The sequence below is a fragment of the Enterococcus durans genome (assembly GCF_002277935.1).
In the GTDB taxonomy this organism is placed as follows: Bacteria; Bacillota; Bacilli; order Lactobacillales; family Enterococcaceae; genus Enterococcus_B; species Enterococcus_B durans.
This window is the reverse complement of record NZ_CP022930.1, coordinates 1,851,327-1,866,680: the sequence shown is the minus strand read 5'-3', so window position 1 is coordinate 1,866,680 and position 15,354 is coordinate 1,851,327. Positions and strand designations below refer to the sequence as shown.

General features: G+C 38.1%; 15 protein-coding genes. 2 read left to right on the top strand and 13 right to left on the bottom strand.

Annotated features, from left to right (window positions below; all coding sequences use genetic code 11):
• Window positions 1-10 precede the first annotated feature (10 nt).
• From ftsA to CJZ72_RS08835, 10 genes are all read right to left on the bottom strand, one after another.
• Window positions 11-1,333, bottom strand: a complete 1,323-nt coding sequence (gene ftsA / locus CJZ72_RS08880) for a cell division protein FtsA (RefSeq protein ID WP_081133887.1) — start codon at window positions 1,331-1,333, stop codon at window positions 11-13.
• 153 nt (window positions 1,334-1,486) lie between these two features.
• Window positions 1,487-2,695, bottom strand: a complete 1,209-nt coding sequence (locus tag CJZ72_RS08875) for a cell division protein FtsQ/DivIB (RefSeq protein ID WP_081133888.1) — start codon at window positions 2,693-2,695, stop codon at window positions 1,487-1,489.
• A 16-nt stretch (window positions 2,696-2,711) separates the two neighbouring features.
• A complete protein-coding gene (gene murG, locus CJZ72_RS08870; RefSeq protein WP_081133889.1) occupies window positions 2,712-3,797 on the bottom strand; it encodes an undecaprenyldiphospho-muramoylpentapeptide beta-N-acetylglucosaminyltransferase in 1,086 nt (361 codons plus the stop codon).
• Window positions 3,797-5,179, bottom strand: coding sequence for a UDP-N-acetylmuramoyl-L-alanine--D-glutamate ligase (murD, locus tag CJZ72_RS08865; RefSeq protein WP_081133890.1), 1,383 nt, complete (start codon window positions 5,177-5,179; stop codon window positions 3,797-3,799). Before murD ends, murG begins: the two co-directional genes overlap by 1 nt.
• 13 nt (window positions 5,180-5,192) lie before the next feature.
• Window positions 5,193-6,155 (bottom strand): phospho-N-acetylmuramoyl-pentapeptide-transferase, encoded by a 963-nt coding sequence (gene mraY, locus CJZ72_RS08860; protein WP_081133891.1) that lies wholly within the window; start codon window positions 6,153-6,155, stop codon window positions 5,193-5,195.
• Between the two features lie 25 nt (window positions 6,156-6,180).
• Entirely contained in the window at window positions 6,181-8,373 is a 2,193-nt protein-coding gene (locus tag CJZ72_RS08855; RefSeq protein ID WP_081133892.1) for a penicillin-binding transpeptidase domain-containing protein, read from the bottom strand.
• Window positions 8,374-8,769, bottom strand: a complete 396-nt coding sequence (gene ftsL, locus CJZ72_RS08850) for a cell division protein FtsL (protein ID WP_005881053.1) — start codon at window positions 8,767-8,769, stop codon at window positions 8,374-8,376.
• A 4-nt stretch (window positions 8,770-8,773) separates the two neighbouring features.
• Window positions 8,774-9,733, bottom strand: coding sequence for a 16S rRNA (cytosine(1402)-N(4))-methyltransferase RsmH (rsmH, locus tag CJZ72_RS08845; RefSeq protein WP_081133894.1), 960 nt, complete (start codon window positions 9,731-9,733; stop codon window positions 8,774-8,776).
• Between the two features lie 19 nt (window positions 9,734-9,752).
• Window positions 9,753-10,184 (bottom strand): division/cell wall cluster transcriptional repressor MraZ, encoded by a 432-nt coding sequence (gene mraZ / locus CJZ72_RS08840; protein WP_005881057.1) that lies wholly within the window; start codon window positions 10,182-10,184, stop codon window positions 9,753-9,755.
• A gap of 172 nt (window positions 10,185-10,356) precedes the next feature.
• Window positions 10,357-10,725: a DUF3397 domain-containing protein gene (locus tag CJZ72_RS08835; protein WP_005881059.1), complete on the bottom strand. Its 369-nt coding sequence runs from the start codon at window positions 10,723-10,725 to the stop codon at window positions 10,357-10,359.
• Window positions 10,726-10,945: 220 nt separating this feature from the next.
• Between CJZ72_RS08835 and CJZ72_RS08830 the strand changes: the two genes are divergently transcribed.
• Window positions 10,946-11,902 (top strand): magnesium transporter CorA family protein, encoded by a 957-nt coding sequence (locus CJZ72_RS08830; RefSeq protein WP_081133895.1) that lies wholly within the window; start codon window positions 10,946-10,948, stop codon window positions 11,900-11,902.
• A 71-nt stretch (window positions 11,903-11,973) separates the two neighbouring features.
• Window positions 11,974-12,090, top strand: coding sequence for a DUF4044 domain-containing protein (locus CJZ72_RS08825; protein WP_005881061.1), 117 nt, complete (start codon window positions 11,974-11,976; stop codon window positions 12,088-12,090).
• Window positions 12,091-12,273: 183 nt separating this feature from the next.
• Here CJZ72_RS08825 and recN read toward each other — a convergent pair whose 3' ends face one another.
• From recN to CJZ72_RS08810, 3 genes are all read right to left on the bottom strand, one after another.
• Window positions 12,274-13,956, bottom strand: a complete 1,683-nt coding sequence (gene recN / locus CJZ72_RS08820) for a DNA repair protein RecN (protein WP_095443769.1) — start codon at window positions 13,954-13,956, stop codon at window positions 12,274-12,276.
• Window positions 13,957-13,973: 17 nt separating this feature from the next.
• Window positions 13,974-14,423 carry an arginine repressor gene (gene argR, locus CJZ72_RS08815; protein ID WP_005881063.1) on the bottom strand — a complete coding sequence of 150 codons (450 nt, stop codon included), beginning with the start codon at window positions 14,421-14,423 and terminating at the stop codon, window positions 13,974-13,976.
• Window positions 14,424-14,523: 100 nt separating this feature from the next.
• Window positions 14,524-15,342 carry a TlyA family RNA methyltransferase gene (locus CJZ72_RS08810; protein ID WP_081133897.1) on the bottom strand — a complete coding sequence of 273 codons (819 nt, stop codon included), beginning with the start codon at window positions 15,340-15,342 and terminating at the stop codon, window positions 14,524-14,526.
• Window positions 15,343-15,354: the final 12 nt, after the last annotated feature.

Genomic DNA, 15,354 nt, shown 5'->3' with positions numbered 1-15,354 from the left:
CCAGGATGAATTAATCAAAAATATTTGAAAAGAAACCTTTAATTTTATTCGTTACGTTTTCGCCAGATTTCTTTTGTTCAGATTCGTCATAATCAGTTTCTTCTTGAACCTCATAACTATCATAAGTAGTTACTTCTTGTTCAACAGTCGGATGATGAGCAATAGTTGTTTCCCCAGTTACAGCAATTTTAGCCAATTGGTAAACTTCACTCAAGTTTGCTGAATAATCAACGATACTGATCACATTAGTAAAAACTGGATTACGTAGACCCATTTGATTTGGTACATATAGTTTGACGTTTACACCAAAAATTTCTTGGGCTAGATCAACAACGCCAGGAAGACTTGCTGCTCCACCAGTAAGCACTACTCCACCAGGTAGTTCTAGTGCTTCGATTTGATCTAAAGCAGCTTTTGCTTTGTTAAAAATCTGTTCCATACGTGCAGAGATGACTTCTGACAAATAGCGTTCATCAACTTTCACTGGTTCAGATTGTCCGATCACATCAACTGGAAATTCTTCTTGATCAGAAGTCCGTTCTGGATAAGCATCACCGTAATTGATTTTTAGCGCTTCGGCATTATTGAATGAAGTATTCAATACAATGGAAATATCTTTGGTGACGAATTCTCCACCTTCTTGATCTAGACTGGTAAACTTCAATTGTTTATCATGCATAACAGCCGTTGTTGTTTGGCCCCCACCCATATCAATAACAATCGTACCGAAATCTTTTTCTCCATCTGAAAGGATTGTTTCTGTTAAAGCTAATGGCGTAATGACTAATTCATTTACGACCAATCCTGCATTTTCTACACATTTACGAATATTGTGAACAATAGTTTTTGGTCCAGTAAACAATAGACCATACATTTCTAGTCTGACACCGATCATTCCACGCGGATCTTTGATTCCTTCGAATCCATCCACGGTAAAGTCCTGTGGCAAAATTGATACGATTTGACGTTCAGGAGGAATTGAACGAACTAGGGCAGCTGAAGCCACATTTCGGACATCTTCGTCGGTGATTTCTTTTGAATCTCCGTTAACTGCGATCATTCCTTGGCAATTTTCAACTTCAAGCATGTTTGCGGGCAAACCAACACTTACGCTCTTGATCTGGATTCCTGCTTTTTCTTCTGCTTGTCGTACTGCTCGTTGTATCGCTTGGACCGTTTTATCGATATCAACGATAATGCCGCGGTTAATCCCTTCTGATTTTGCGTTTCCTACTCCAATAATATTCATTTGGCTGTCGATATATTCAGCCACGACAACTTTGACAGATGTCGTTCCAATATCAAGGCCTACATACATTCCTGTTTTTGCCATGAATGGGATTCCCTCCTACTTACTATTCCATATACAAGCGAACAACTAACGTCCGTTTTTAAATATACTTTAATAGATATATTCACTGCTTTCAATTCTACCATAAATTACTGGTTTTTAGAAAGTAGATTCTCACTTTTTAAAGTTGTTTTATCAATTTTCTGTTGAAATCGAAGAAGACGAACTTGAATTATCGTCATTTTGATTTGTTTCACTTGTACCACCTGACGTATTCCCTGTCTGTTCCGACTCACTTGGTACTGTTTCTTCTGATGAAGGTTCGGAACTCGCAGAGGATCCATTTGTTTGTTCTGTCGTTGTTTCCATCGAATTTGTTCCAGAGGTCTGTTCTGCTTCTGCACTGCTTTCTGAATAAGGATAGGAGAAAATACCGACTTCCATATCGATCACACCTTTTTCATCCATATCTTTTGCTACTTGTGCGTAGTATTTCATTTGACTAGCTAGATTTTGGATATTTACAATGACTTGGTTGCCATCATTCATATTCAATCGGAGCAAGTTTTTATTCGTATCACTTGGTGTATATTTGATTTCAGAAATTGCTTTTTGCAATTCAGCTGACAGTTTGTTGTATTCCTTTGTTAATGATTTGATTTTTTCATTGTTCGTGAATCCATCTAAGATAGGAAGATTTTTTGTGGGATTAGCCACTTTTTCACTTAGAACTGTCCCATTTTCCATTACAGGATAATACTGCCCGTTTTTCGTTACTAAAGCAATTTCTTTGTACTCTTTGACTTTTAAAGTAAACGTATTGAGCGTTTTAAAACTGATTTGTGCATTTTCGATCCGTGGCTGTTCTTCTTTCAAATTGTTGATGTAGTCAGCCTTATGCCAGTATTGTTTCCAAATATTCGTACCCATCGTTAACTTCGTATCCGTAATGACTGTCTGGGCAGCGACATTTTCATTGCCCGATACAGTGACTGCTTGCAACTTGCTGTATGGAGATACGTAATAAATCAAAAAGATCAATGGTATACCTAGAATCGTGATAATCAAAGCCAAGCGCCGATACAATACTTTATTTCGCTGATTTTTTAGATTGGGCAATCGATTGAGGAAAGAACCATTGTAAGGGCCACCCGCTTTTGTTTGTTCCGTTTCATCTTCGGATGGAGTGTCATGCTCATGTTCTGGAACATCCTTTTCAGTTGCTTGTTCTGTATCCGCTTCTTGTTCGTCTGGTTGAACTTCATTATCCGCTTTTTTCGTTGCTTCTTTTTCTTTTTTACCATGTTCTGCTAAATATTTCCGGTTGGCCTTTTGCCAAGGAGTTAGATTGTTCTCATCAACAGATTGATTCGGCAAATTTTCTGGTTCTTTTTTCTTACTCACTTTAGACCACCCGCCTTTATTTCTGAATAACAGCTTCTACTAATCGATATAGCCGTTCTGAGGCATCTGGAATCCCTTGTTGTTTAGACGCCTCGGACATGCTTTGTTGCAGCTTGTCGTTTGTCATGATTTCTTCGATTGCATATCTCAATGTTTTTCCTGTCAACTCGTCATCTTTGATCATCTTAGCTGCATGCGCATGCACTAAACTCATGGCATTTTTTGTTTGGTGATCATTCGTCACATAAGGACTTGGGATCAAGATTGCTGGCAAACCGATCGCCGTTAGCTCAGCGATGGAAGTGGCTCCCGCTCTACCGACTAGTAAATCACTCGCAGCCATGACTTCTGCCATTTTAGAGATATAGGGTTGGACACTAACGTTTGGTGAAGCATTTATTTTTTCTCTCACTGCTTCATAGTAACGCTCGCCAGAAGCATAAAGCACTTGATAATCCGTACTTTCAAAATCAGTCAAAAAATCTGTTACAGCTTGATTTATTTTTAGCGCTCCTTGGCTTCCACCAAAGATCAGGACAGTCTTTTTATTGGGGTCCAGTCCAAACGATTCGACGATATCCGTCTTATTCATATTCGCTACTTCTTGTGCACGTGGATTGCCCACTAACACAGATTTTTCTTCTGGAAAAAATGCTTGAGCATCCTTAAAGGAAATAGCGATTCGATCCACGTAGCGACTTAAAAATTTATTCGTCATCCCTGGGACACTGTTTTGTTCATGGATGATCGTTGGAATATTTGATTTTGCAGCCGCATAGACGACGGCTCCTGAAACATAACCGCCTGTACCAATCACAACATCTGGTTGAAATTCTTTTAAAATTTTTTTTGCTGAACGGATACTTTTCAAGAATAGTTGGACTGTTTTAACATTGTACAGTGAAATTTTTCGTTTAAATCCTTGGATCTCTAAGGTACGAAATGGAATCCCTGTTTCTGGAACAATCTTATTCTCCAACCCTCTTTGTGCACCAACATACATAAATTCAGCATTTGGCACTTGTGTTTTAACATAATTGACGAAGGCTAATGCTGGATAGATATGTCCTCCAGTTCCTCCACCTGTAACCAAAATTTTCATTAATTATCGCTCGCTTCTACATTTTCTAGTTTATTGATAGCGTCCATAAAGCGTTCGCCTCTGATTTCAAAGTTAGGGTATTGATCCCAACTAGCGTTAGCTGGTGACAACAAGATCACATCGCCTTCTCCACTTAAGCGAAGAGAAACAGGCACTGCTGATTCAGCATTTTCCGCTGTTTCAATAATAGGAATACCTGCTTTTTTGCCAGCCTCCATCAATTTCTCTTTTGTTTCACCAAAAACGATCAATGCTTTAAGACCTGTTAAGGAAGGAATCAATGCATCAAATGAATTCCCTCGATCTAGCCCACCAGCGATCAATACTAAGTTTTCTGGTGTAAATCCACTTAAAGCCATTTTTGTCGCTAAAATATTCGTGGCTTTTGAGTCATTATAAAATTTACGTCCTTGAACTTCCCCTACATATTGCGTACGGTGTGGTACACCATGGAAAAGCTGTAATGTTTGTTTGATTGCGGTATTAGATACCCCATACAATTTAGCAACTGAAATGGCGGCCAATGCATTTTCAACATTGTGAGCGCCTGGCACACCCATTTCAGAACTATCCATGATTTTTTCTTGATCATAGAAGATACTTCCATTCAATGAATAGGCACCTTTCGACAATTCTTGTTCTGTTGCAAATGGTAAAACAGTTGCTTTTGTCGTTTTGCTTAGTTCTCTTAATTCAGACTGATTCCAGTTGAGGATCAAGTAGTCTGATTCAGTCATATTTTTTTGAAGTTGCCATTTGGCTTTGACATATTCATCACGCGTACCATGATAATCAATATGCGCTTCATAAATATTCGTGATCACAGCAATGTGAGGACGAAATTCAGTGATTCCCATCAATTGAAAACTTGATAATTCCATCACGATTTTATCTTCTTTAGTTGCTTCTTGTGCCACACTACTTGCAGGATAACCAATATTTCCAGCTAAGCGAGCAATGCCATCATTTTTTTCAGCATTCAATAATAAACCAGTCATGGTGGTAGTTGTCGTTTTACCATTCGTCCCAGTGATGCCAATAATCGGACATTCCGCTACCTCGTAAGCTAATTCTACTTCCGTAATTACCGGAATACCCAGTTCTTGTGCTTTTGAAACGAAAGGATGACTATAAGGGATACCGGGATTTTTGACTAATAACGAAAATTCTTCATCCAATAATTCGATTGGATGACTCCCTGTGATCACTTTTATCCCCATTGACAGCAATTCTTGTGCTTCAGGGTTTTCATCAAAAGGTTTCCCATCATTTACAGTGACAAGTGCGCCCAATTCATGTAACAATTTGGCCGCACTAAATCCACTCTTTGCTAATCCTAAAACAAGGACCTTTTTATTTTCATACGTTGAAATTTTTTTCATTTCCTGTCATCTCCTACCAAATGAACCATAATGTAATCAAAGAAGTCACTAGACTAATTGCCCAAAAAACAATATCGATCTTCCACTCTGTCCAACCACTCATTTCAAAATGATGATGGATCGGAGACATTTTAAAAATTCTTTTTCCAGTTAGTTTGAATGATGTCACTTGCAACATAACACTAGCTGTTTCCACTACATAGATCAAACCAACTAACAATAATGTCCATTCTTGATTCAACATCATTGAGATTGCTGCCAGTAATCCACCTAGGGCAAGTGAGCCCACATCCCCCATAAAGATTTTTGCTGGTTTATGGTTATACACAAAGAATCCCAAGAGTCCACCAAGTACACTCAAACAAATGACCAGTACATCATATTGCTGTTGATGCCAAGCAATGATTCCATAAGTGGCAAATGAAATACTACCTAACCCTGCCACTAATCCATCAATACCATCAGTTAAGTTCACAGCGTTTGAGAAACCGACTAACCAAAAAATAGCAAAAATTCCGTAGATGATCCCAAGAGGAATCTCAATACCAAAGAAGTTCAGTGTACCGGCATAATTTTCTGAACGATAGACTGCATAGAAAATGATGCCGCCGACGATTTGTCCAATCAGTTTTTGTTTTGAATTTAGACCCATATTTCTTTTTCTGAAAATTTTGATAAAGTCATCTAAAAAACCAATCGCGCCATACAGTGCTAAAACAAATAATAGAATGAAAAGAGTAGGAGTAAGTTGCTCTTGCCAAGCACCTACCCAAATCCCTGTCAATATAGCTGCAACCAAGAACACTAAACCACCCATGGTAGGAGTTCCGGCTTTGACATTATGCCATTTAGGTCCTTCTTCCCGAATTGCTTGTCCTTGTTTTTTCATTTGAAAATATCCAATAAATAGCGGCATTGCTGCAACTGTCATTGCACAGCTACTAACGATAGGAATTAATGCTTGTGTCCACTCCATGCTCTTTTCTCTCCTAATTCTCTTCTTATTCTTCTAATGTAAAGCTTAATTTATCATCGGTAATTTTTTCATACGGCGCAAGACTTTGTTTTGTGCAATAGCCATCACCGTCGAAAGTTACCTCGATCCCTAATATTTTACCTAATTTCATGATGTCTGCTTTAGACCAACCGGTGACATCAGGCATCAATTTCTCGCCACCAGTATATAAGATGATCTTTTCACCAGAAATCAATTGATCGCCTTGTTCTGTTGACTGTTTTTTCACCTTTTTACCATCACCAATAACAATTGGTTGTAGTCCGCTTTTTTGTGCATCTGCTGCAGCAACATCTGTACCTAGGTTACGGTAATCAGCTACTGTCACTTTTTCAGTTGCTTCTTCTGTTTTTTCATCTGTTTCTGTTTCTTTAAAGTCCATTGCACGTTTCATCAATGGATTAGCGATTTTTGCTAATGCGTCACGGTCATATGTTTTAGGGTGTTTCATCGTTAGATACAATACATATTCAGGATCTTCTGACGGAACCATTTCAACGATTGAATACAAGTAAGCTGTCTCACCTGTTTGGTAACCACCAGTATCAGAAGCAATCTGCGCAGTACCCGTTTTAGCCGAAACATTGTAACCAGGTACACTATATACACCATAGGCACTACCATAATTTTCACTTTCTACCACATCACGCATATATTCGCGTACTTTTTGAGTCGTTTCCTTTGAAAATGGCTGTCCTAATACTTCTGTTTGCGTTGCCCTTTCTTCACCAGTCGTTGGATCGACGATTTTACTGATATAACGTGGTTGGATCATCGTACCATTGTTTGCTATTGACGTGAATGCCTTCATCATCTGGAAGTTCGTCACTCCTACAGCTTGTCCGTAAGCACTCATGGCACGGTCAACGATGTTTTCAGTTGGCAAAGCTCCCGAAACTTCATCATCTAAGCCAGAGTGAGTACTTTGTCCAAAACCTAGTTTTTGCAGATAGTTATACCATGCACCACCCATCCGTTGTTCCAACATGACCATCCCAACGTTACTTGACCAAGAAAGTGCTTGTCTCATTGTTAAGACACCTTTTGCGCCGTAATCGTGGTCATTGATCGTTGCATCTGCAACTTTGATCTTACCTGATTGATACGTTTCATTTTCATTGAATTTGCCTTCTTCGATAGCAGCTGCTGTCGTGAAGACTTTCATTGTAGAGCCTGGTTCATAGCTATCTTGAACCAAGAAATTACGCCAAACGGAATCTTTTTCTTGTAATCCTTCCATTGTTTCTGGATTGAAAGTAGGTCGTTGACCCATAGCTAAGATCTCACCAGTTTTGGCTTTCATTAAGACAGCCGTCAATTCTTCTGGCTGATACTCACCATTGACTTGATCCATCAAGGTTTCTAAATAACTTTGAAGACGACTATCTAAAGTCGTATAAATATCTTGCCCATTCACTGCTTTTTCTTCTTCAGCGACTGTCCCTGGCAAGGCATTTTGGTAATTATCTTTTTGATAAATGATTTTCCCATTTTTTCCGCTCAATACGTCATTATAAGCAGCCTCTAATCCCAATTTACCAACTAGACCTGTATCGTCCTTATTTGGGACAGCATACCCGATAAAATGAGAAGAAAATACACCATTAGGATACATCCGTGCAGAATGATCTTCAAAATATAACCCTGCGATATTTTCTTTTTTCATTTCTGATTCGATCGTTTGTCTGGTCTCCTGTGAGATATTTTTTCCATAGTTTCCAAACTCTACTTGGTATAGCTCATTTTTTGCCCCATCTTGTAGGATCTTTAGTGCCTGGCTCTTTTCGATTGAAAGATTTTTATGCAAAATCGTAGCGATTTTATCAAAATCCTTTTCTTGGGCATACAGTTTTTTATCACCAGTTGTATACGTTTTGGATAAGATAGCTTTGATCGAATAAGATTTAGCGTCTTCAGCAAGTGCCACTCCATTGCGGTCATAGATCGTTCCGCGTTTTGCTTTGACGACTTCACTACCTTTGTATAGCTGTTCAGTTTTTTCCGCTAGAGAGGTCCCAGCGACATGGCCTCCAATAACGATATACGAAAAACGGACGGCAAATAAAAAGAACAATCCAATACTCGTAGCAAATAAAATGATACCTACTTTTTTGCGATTGTTCATCGGATTTAGATTTTTCTTTTCCATAAACCGCCGGAATTTATTTTTAAGACTCATTTACTTCACTTTCCTTAAATTGTCGTCGTTGATCGACAACCCTTTTTCTTCTGCGATTTTTTTGATTCGTTCAGTACGTGACAACTCGTTCTTTTCTTGTACTAAACTTGTTTTTTCGACATTTTTTTTGTCGATTTTAGTTTGGATCGTTGTAATTTCGTTTTCTACACCACTGATATTCGTACGCAACATTACAGTTAGTATGCAAAGTGCAATCACCGAAAGCGTAATACTTACTACAGCCAGTTTTTCTAAATTGGATATATGTTTTAACCGTTTTGCTGGCGATTGAGGAAGAATAACTTCTTGATTCGAATCTGGCAGCTGATGTTCAGGTTGTTCGACCATATCTGGTAAATCATATGGATATTCTTGTGCTTTTCTTAATTCTGCCATTATTCTACTCCTCTTTCACACGTATTTTTTCAGCAATTCGTAATTTAGCACTACGAGATCGGTTGTTTTCAGCTAATTCTTCTTCAGAAGGAAGGATCGGCTTTCTATTGATCAATTTTAATTCTGGTTGAAATTCTTCTGGAATGACTGGCAATCCTGGCGGTAAATCTCGGACTGTACTATATTCCTTGAACATACTTTTGACGATACGGTCCTCTAACGAATGGAACGTGATCACACTGATACGACCATTTTGATTTAAAAGACGAATCGCTTGTTCTAATGATGCTTCTTCCGCACCCAATTCATCGTTGACTGCGATTCTCACAGCTTGGAAAATCCGTTTTGCCGGATGACCGCCTTTTCTTCTCGCTGGTGCAGGAATCACATCTTTAATGATTTCTACTAACTCGCCAGTCGTTTCGATTGGGCGTATTTTTCTAACTCGTTCAATTTCTCGAGCGATTTGTTTTGAAAATTTCTCTTCACCGTAGCGAAAGAAAATTTTTACTAGTTCATTATAAGGATATTCATTGATCACATGATACGCAGACAAAGGCGCTGATTGATCCATGCGCATGTCTAGCGGTGCGTCTTGATGGTAGCTAAATCCTCTTTCTGCTTCATCAAGTTGAGGCGAAGATACCCCTAGATCATACAAAATACCGTCCACATGGGAAACATATTTTGTTATCTGCTCTTCTAATTCTCGAAAGTTTGCTTTGATAAAAGTAACCATGCCTTTTTCAACGTATGGGGCTAATCGTACTGTCGCATGATCGATTGCTTTTTGATCTTGATCAAATGCATAAAGGTGCCCATTTGAATTCAATTGGCTCAATAAATATTCACTATGTCCGGCACCGCCAAGTGTACAGTCTACATAAATGCCATCAGGTTTGATGTTCAATCCATCAACCGTCTCTTTCAACATGACTGTATAGTGTTGAAATGTTTCAGTCATTAGTCAGCCTCTTCCTATCTTATAGTCCGAAATCAATCATATTTTCAGCAATTTCATCAAAGTTTTCTTCTGCAACTTCGGAAAATTCTTGCCAGCGTTCTTCATCCCATATCTCAATTCGATTTGAAACGCCGATCACTACACATTCTTTTGTCAAAGCAGCATAATTTCTCAATGTGCTGGGGATATTGATACGTCCTTGTTTATCTAATTCACATTCAGTGGCAGCCGAGTAAAAAAAACGCACGAACGTACGAGCATCTTTTTTAGCTAAGGGCATTTCGTTTAATTTGGACTCTAGATTCTGCCATTCACTCATGGGATAGCCAAAAAGACAGCCATCTAATCCTCTGGTAAGGACAAATTCTTCGCCCAGTTCTTCACGAAGTTTCGAAGGTACGATCATACGACCTTTTGTATCAATATTATGCCGATATTCGCCCATCAACATTGAAACTACCCCCGTTCCTCCACTAACTAAAATTAGTCTACCACAATCCCCCACTTTCTACCACCTTTTATGGAAAATCCGAGAATAACTTTTTTATTCATAAAAACTTTTTTAAGAATTAAGCTGTAAAAAGTCTTTAAAAAAACTTTTTACAGCTCGAAACCGTTTTTTATCATAGATACGTAAGGATATTTAAAACGATCAATAGTCCGTAAAAGACGATCGTCAGTAAAAATGCTAACCGCCAAGTCATTTTCAAATAACGCGAATAAATGATTTCATCATAATAATAAGCTTGGAATACAGCAATACATATTGCCATTAAAAGCATGGAAATCATGAAAAATGGTAGGAATGAAAAAGTGGCCATATTACGTGATAAAGCATGCATGCCTCCCCACAAAAAAGGGACAGCAAGATCAGGAGCTTTAATTTTAAAACGACGGTCCAATGAAAATAGTTTTACCAAAAAGTTGCAACCAAATAAGACGATTGCAGGAAAAATATACCAAAATAAAACAATTGGCGTAAAAGTGCCCATCTGACAAAAACTCCTTCTTCTAGTTGTTTCAAGTATACGCTATAAACTTTACACAACTATTTCATTTATTTTAAATTTATACAGTTTTCTTTGCTTTATCGAGTCTTCTACTTCAAATGACGACATCAATCAGAAAAGTTGCCTAGTCCAATCTCCCCAACTGTGTTCGATTGGATTATCCGTTATAATAGAAGAAACAAAGATTTTAGGAGGTTCGACTATGATCAAGTATTTTTCTATGACTAACCAGCAACTAGTAAATACACAAAAAGAAACTGCTGAAACAGTTTGGTATTGTGTGGAACGTCCAAACGAAGAAGAAATCAATGCACTAACTCATCAATTCCAGATTCCTTCCGATTATATTACGTCGATACTAGATGATGCTGAGAATTCAAGAGAAGAGGAATTCAATCAAACAAAACTAACAAAACCAGCGTTATTATTATTACAATATCCTTTTGTAAAGACAAGTCCCAGTGGCTATTTCCAAGTGGATACGTATCCTTTTTCAATTATAGTGACACCTCAAAAAAAGCTTATCACAATTACGAATCACGAACCACTCTTTTTGAAAAAAGTATTCAGTCAAACGTTTGAAAAAAATGATTTATCGACCAATCTAAATATTTTCATGCAGATCATTTGGCAGATCACTTTTTCATACAACACGTATTTGTCTACTTTACAATCTCAATGTGATGTTTTAGAAAAACAATTACGTGTTTCTACGGAAAATAGTCAGCTATATCAAATCATGGATATCCAGAAAAGCTTAGTGTATTTCAGAGAAGCAACAGCCGCAAATTCCACTACACTAAACACCCTGATAAAAAATAAAGCGATCCAAGAAAATCATGCGCTAAGAGCTCATCTACATGACGTGATCATTGAAACGGAACAAGCTAGAACGACTGCCCGCATCCAGTTGAATCTCGTAGAACAAATGAATCAAACATTTTCTGCTATTATATCGAATAACCTAAACAATATTATGAAAATTTTAACTTCTCTTACAATTATTTTAACGATCCCGACAATCATCGGAAGTCTCTACGGGATGAATATCAAACTTCCTATTGCTGAACGGGATGACGCCTTTTTATGGCTGACCCTTTTTATGCTACTCATTAGTATACTAACCGCTTATTATTTAAAAAAGGGGAAGTTTTTATAAACACCCCCCCTTGTCGAATAAAGAAAAAGCATGTAAACTAAGGGCAACAATAAAATTTCGAGGTAGATACTATGCGTGAGAAAAAACAAACAAGTACGTTTTCCAAGATCACCAAAATTGTCATTTGGACAATGCTTATTCTAACTGTTGGCTCAGTTGTTTTAACTGCTGTAATGAGTGTCATGTAACATCGATTGTTTGAACTAAAAAAAAAGAAGGCTGACAAAGATTTTGTCAGCCTTCTCTTTTTTTCGAATAAACAATGCTCTTAAAACAGCTTCTTCAACCACCGAAAAACACGTTTCATTTCTTTTCACAATAATCATCTATTGCTGTCTTAGTGTCAACCGCTTATTGATCAAACAAAATACTTAGTCTTGTTTCGCTAAGCGTAGTAATTCTTTTGCATGTTCCATCGTTAAAGGGGTGATTTCACTTCCTGCCAACATCCGTGCAATTTCTTCTTCACGCTGTGCTGGCGCCAATTCTGCTACAGAGGTTTGAGTGCGCCCTTTGATGACATCTTTTTTAATGTAATACTGATAGTCAGCCACGGCTGCTACTTGAGGAAGATGTGTAATACATAACACCTGTGAATAACGTGAGATTTGTGAGATTTTATCTGCGATTGCTTGTGCGACTCTTCCACTGACCCCTGTATCTACTTCATCAAAAATAATACTAGTTACTCCTTGCTCAGAAGAAAAGATCGTCTTCAATGCTAATAACATCCGAGAAAGCTCGCCGCCAGAAGCTACTTTGACTAAAGGTTTCAAAGGCTCCCCAGGATTCGTGGTTATGTAGAACTCCACTTGGTCAAATCCATTCATATCTAGTTGTGCCTTGTCAGATTTTGAAAAGCGTACTTCGAATTCAGTATTTTCCATATAAAGACTTTTTAATTCTTTTAAGATAGATTGCTCTAATCCTTTAGCGATTTTCTTTCGTATCTCATGTAATTCTACTGCCTGTTTCTGAAGTTTCTCTTCTTTTTCAGCCAGTTCACTTTTCATTTTTTCAAGTTGTCCTTCGGAAAAATCGGAAGAGGCTAGTTCCTGAGTGATATCATCATAATAGTTCAAGATGGCTTCGATCGATTCCCCATATTTACGCTTTAATTGACGGATCAGCTCTAATCGTTGATTCACTTCTTCTAAGCGATTCTCATCTAACTCTAGCAAGTCGATTTGACGACTCATATCACCGATTGCATCTTGCAATAAATAATAGGCGCTTTGGACATTTTCAAAAATCGCCTCGTACTCATTATCCAAGTGCGCGATACTTTGCAGCTCAGCTACTGCCAATCCTACATTGTCTACACTGCTCCGCTCTTCCCCGCTCAGCGCACTATAGCCACTAGATAAACTATCCACTATTTTTTGATAATTACTTAATTTTTCTCGCTCTTCACTTAACTGTTCTTCTTCGCCTACTTCTAATTGTGTCGCAGCGATTTCTTCTTGCTGAAAATGAAGCATGTCAATTCGTTGGACAAAAGATTTTTCATTTTTCTGGATCTTACGAACTTGCCGTTCAAGTTCGCGGTAGCGCGAAAACTCTTTCTGATAATTTTTCTTCTTACGCTGAAATTCATTATCGCCAAAACGATCGAGTAAAACTAAGTGTGCCTCTGGTTGTAACAATTCCTGATGTTCATTTTGGCCTTGGATATCTACCAAATAACTGCCTATTTTTCTTAGATTAGCTAATGTTACGATGTGCCCATTGACACGACAAATATTTTTCCCTGTCAAAGACATATCTCTTCGAACAATCAGGTTGTCTCCATCAGATTCGATTCCTAACTCATTCATCAATGCAGAAAAACCGTCTTGTTTAGGCCACTCAAATAAACCTTCCAGAATACACTTATCTGCACCTTGTCGGATATAGTCACTTGAGCTTCTTCCTCCTGCCAACAGCCCAAGAGCATCAATAATAATTGATTTTCCTGCGCCTGTTTCACCTGTGAGTGCCGTCATTCCCTCATGAAAAGACAACCGCAGTTCAGGAATAATCGCAAAATTAGTAATACTGATTTCTTGTAACATCGCACTCACTCCTTCTATCAAAGGTAATGTAGAAAATCTTTCTTTAATGTCACAGCATCTTCTTCTGTACGCGTAATCATCAGCACGTTGTCATCATCATTAATGATCGAAAACAATTCTTTTTTATAGCGCTTATCGATAAGATTAGCAGCTGCTGATGCATTTCCAGGCAATGTCTTCAAAATCACAAATTTTTCCATTTGGTCAACAGCTACAAAGGCATCTCTCAGTAATTTTTCTAATTTCGTATTCACATCTTCACTTGTTTCTGCCGGAAGACTATAACGATAACCGCCATCTGAGGCAGGGACTTTGATAAGTTTGAGTTCTTTTATATCTCTAGAGATGGTTGCCTGAGTCACAGATATCCCTTTGTTTTTTAAGATTTCTACGAATTCTTCTTGTTTTCTGATATCATTTTCGTTCAGTAACCGAGTAATCAAACGATGTCGATCCTTTTTTCTCATACGCTCTTCGCTCCTTCGTTTATTCTTCTTTACTATGATAGCTTATTTCAAGCGCTTAATAAAGAAGAATTCGTTGACTTCTTTATCATCTGGCTCGCATTTATTTGTGATTGAATTGTTCATGGGCTTGTTCAACGATTTTTACTACGTCGATCGTTGGAGATAACGTTCCTTCGTCTTTTGTTTTTTTCAAATGTGCCAGAAATTCAATATTTCCTTCGCCACCAGTGATTGGGGAATAGCTTAGTTCTAAAACATCATAGCCATGACCGATAGCAAAACGCAAGATATCCTCAACTACTTGTATATGGGTTTGCGGATCACGCACGATACCGTTCTTCCCAACCGCATCTCTGCCAGCTTCGAATTGTGGCTTGATCAAGGTGATCACTTCGCCACCATCTGTTAAAATGTCGTGTAAAGGAGGAAGCATTAGTTTCAAAGAAATGAACGAAACATCGATCACCGCAATTTCAGGTGCTCCCAACTTGAAATCTTCGGGTTTTGAATAACGAAAATTAACTCTTTCCATTACTTCTACTCTCTCGTCCTGTCTGATCTTCCACGCCAGTTGATTGTAGCCAACATCCAACGCATAACTCATTTTGGCGCCATTTTGTAACGCTGCATCCGTGAAGCCACCGGTAGAAGCACCAATATCAAGCAAGATTTTATCGGCAACAGATAGATCAAAAACGTTTAGTGCTTTTTCCAATTTCAACCCGCCGCGGGAAACATATGGTAATTTTTTCCCTTTGATTTTCAATTCATTGGTAACAGGGATCTTTTCACCAGGTTTATCAAAACGTTCATTTTTTTCATTGTAAATCAGTCCTGCCATGACTGAACGTTTTGCTTGTTCTCTCGTTTCAAATAATCCTTGTTTGACCGCTAAAACGTCCACACGTTCTTTTTCCATTTTTTTCCTCAT

What these genes read in the sequence shown, in the direction of transcription:
- ftsA (WP_081133887.1), bottom strand. Translation starts at nt 1,333, where the DNA reads ATGGCAAAAACAGGAATGTATGTAGGCCTTGATATTGGAACGACATCT.
- mraZ (WP_005881057.1), bottom strand. Translation starts at nt 10,184, where the DNA reads ATGTTGATGGGCGAATATCGGCATAATATTGATACAAAAGGTCGTATG.
- murD (WP_081133890.1), bottom strand. Translation starts at nt 5,179, where the DNA reads ATGAAAAAAATTTCAACGTATGAAAATAAAAAGGTCCTTGTTTTAGGA.
- recN (WP_095443769.1), bottom strand. Translation starts at nt 13,956, where the DNA reads ATGTTACAAGAAATCAGTATTACTAATTTTGCGATTATTCCTGAACTG.
- mraY (WP_081133891.1), bottom strand. Translation starts at nt 6,155, where the DNA reads ATGGAGTGGACACAAGCATTAATTCCTATCGTTAGTAGCTGTGCAATG.
- CJZ72_RS08830 (WP_081133895.1), top strand. Translation starts at nt 10,946, where the DNA reads ATGATCAAGTATTTTTCTATGACTAACCAGCAACTAGTAAATACACAA.
- rsmH (WP_081133894.1), bottom strand. Translation starts at nt 9,733, where the DNA reads ATGACTGAAACATTTCAACACTATACAGTCATGTTGAAAGAGACGGTT.
- CJZ72_RS08825 (WP_005881061.1), top strand. Translation starts at nt 11,974, where the DNA reads ATGCGTGAGAAAAAACAAACAAGTACGTTTTCCAAGATCACCAAAATT.
- CJZ72_RS08835 (WP_005881059.1), bottom strand. Translation starts at nt 10,725, where the DNA reads ATGGGCACTTTTACGCCAATTGTTTTATTTTGGTATATTTTTCCTGCA.
- argR (WP_005881063.1), bottom strand. Translation starts at nt 14,423, where the DNA reads ATGAGAAAAAAGGATCGACATCGTTTGATTACTCGGTTACTGAACGAA.
- CJZ72_RS08810 (WP_081133897.1), bottom strand. Translation starts at nt 15,342, where the DNA reads ATGGAAAAAGAACGTGTGGACGTTTTAGCGGTCAAACAAGGATTATTT.
- CJZ72_RS08855 (WP_081133892.1), bottom strand. Translation starts at nt 8,373, where the DNA reads ATGAGTCTTAAAAATAAATTCCGGCGGTTTATGGAAAAGAAAAATCTA.
- ftsL (WP_005881053.1), bottom strand. Translation starts at nt 8,769, where the DNA reads ATGGCAGAATTAAGAAAAGCACAAGAATATCCATATGATTTACCAGAT.
- murG (WP_081133889.1), bottom strand. Translation starts at nt 3,797, where the DNA reads ATGAAAATTTTGGTTACAGGTGGAGGAACTGGAGGACATATCTATCCA.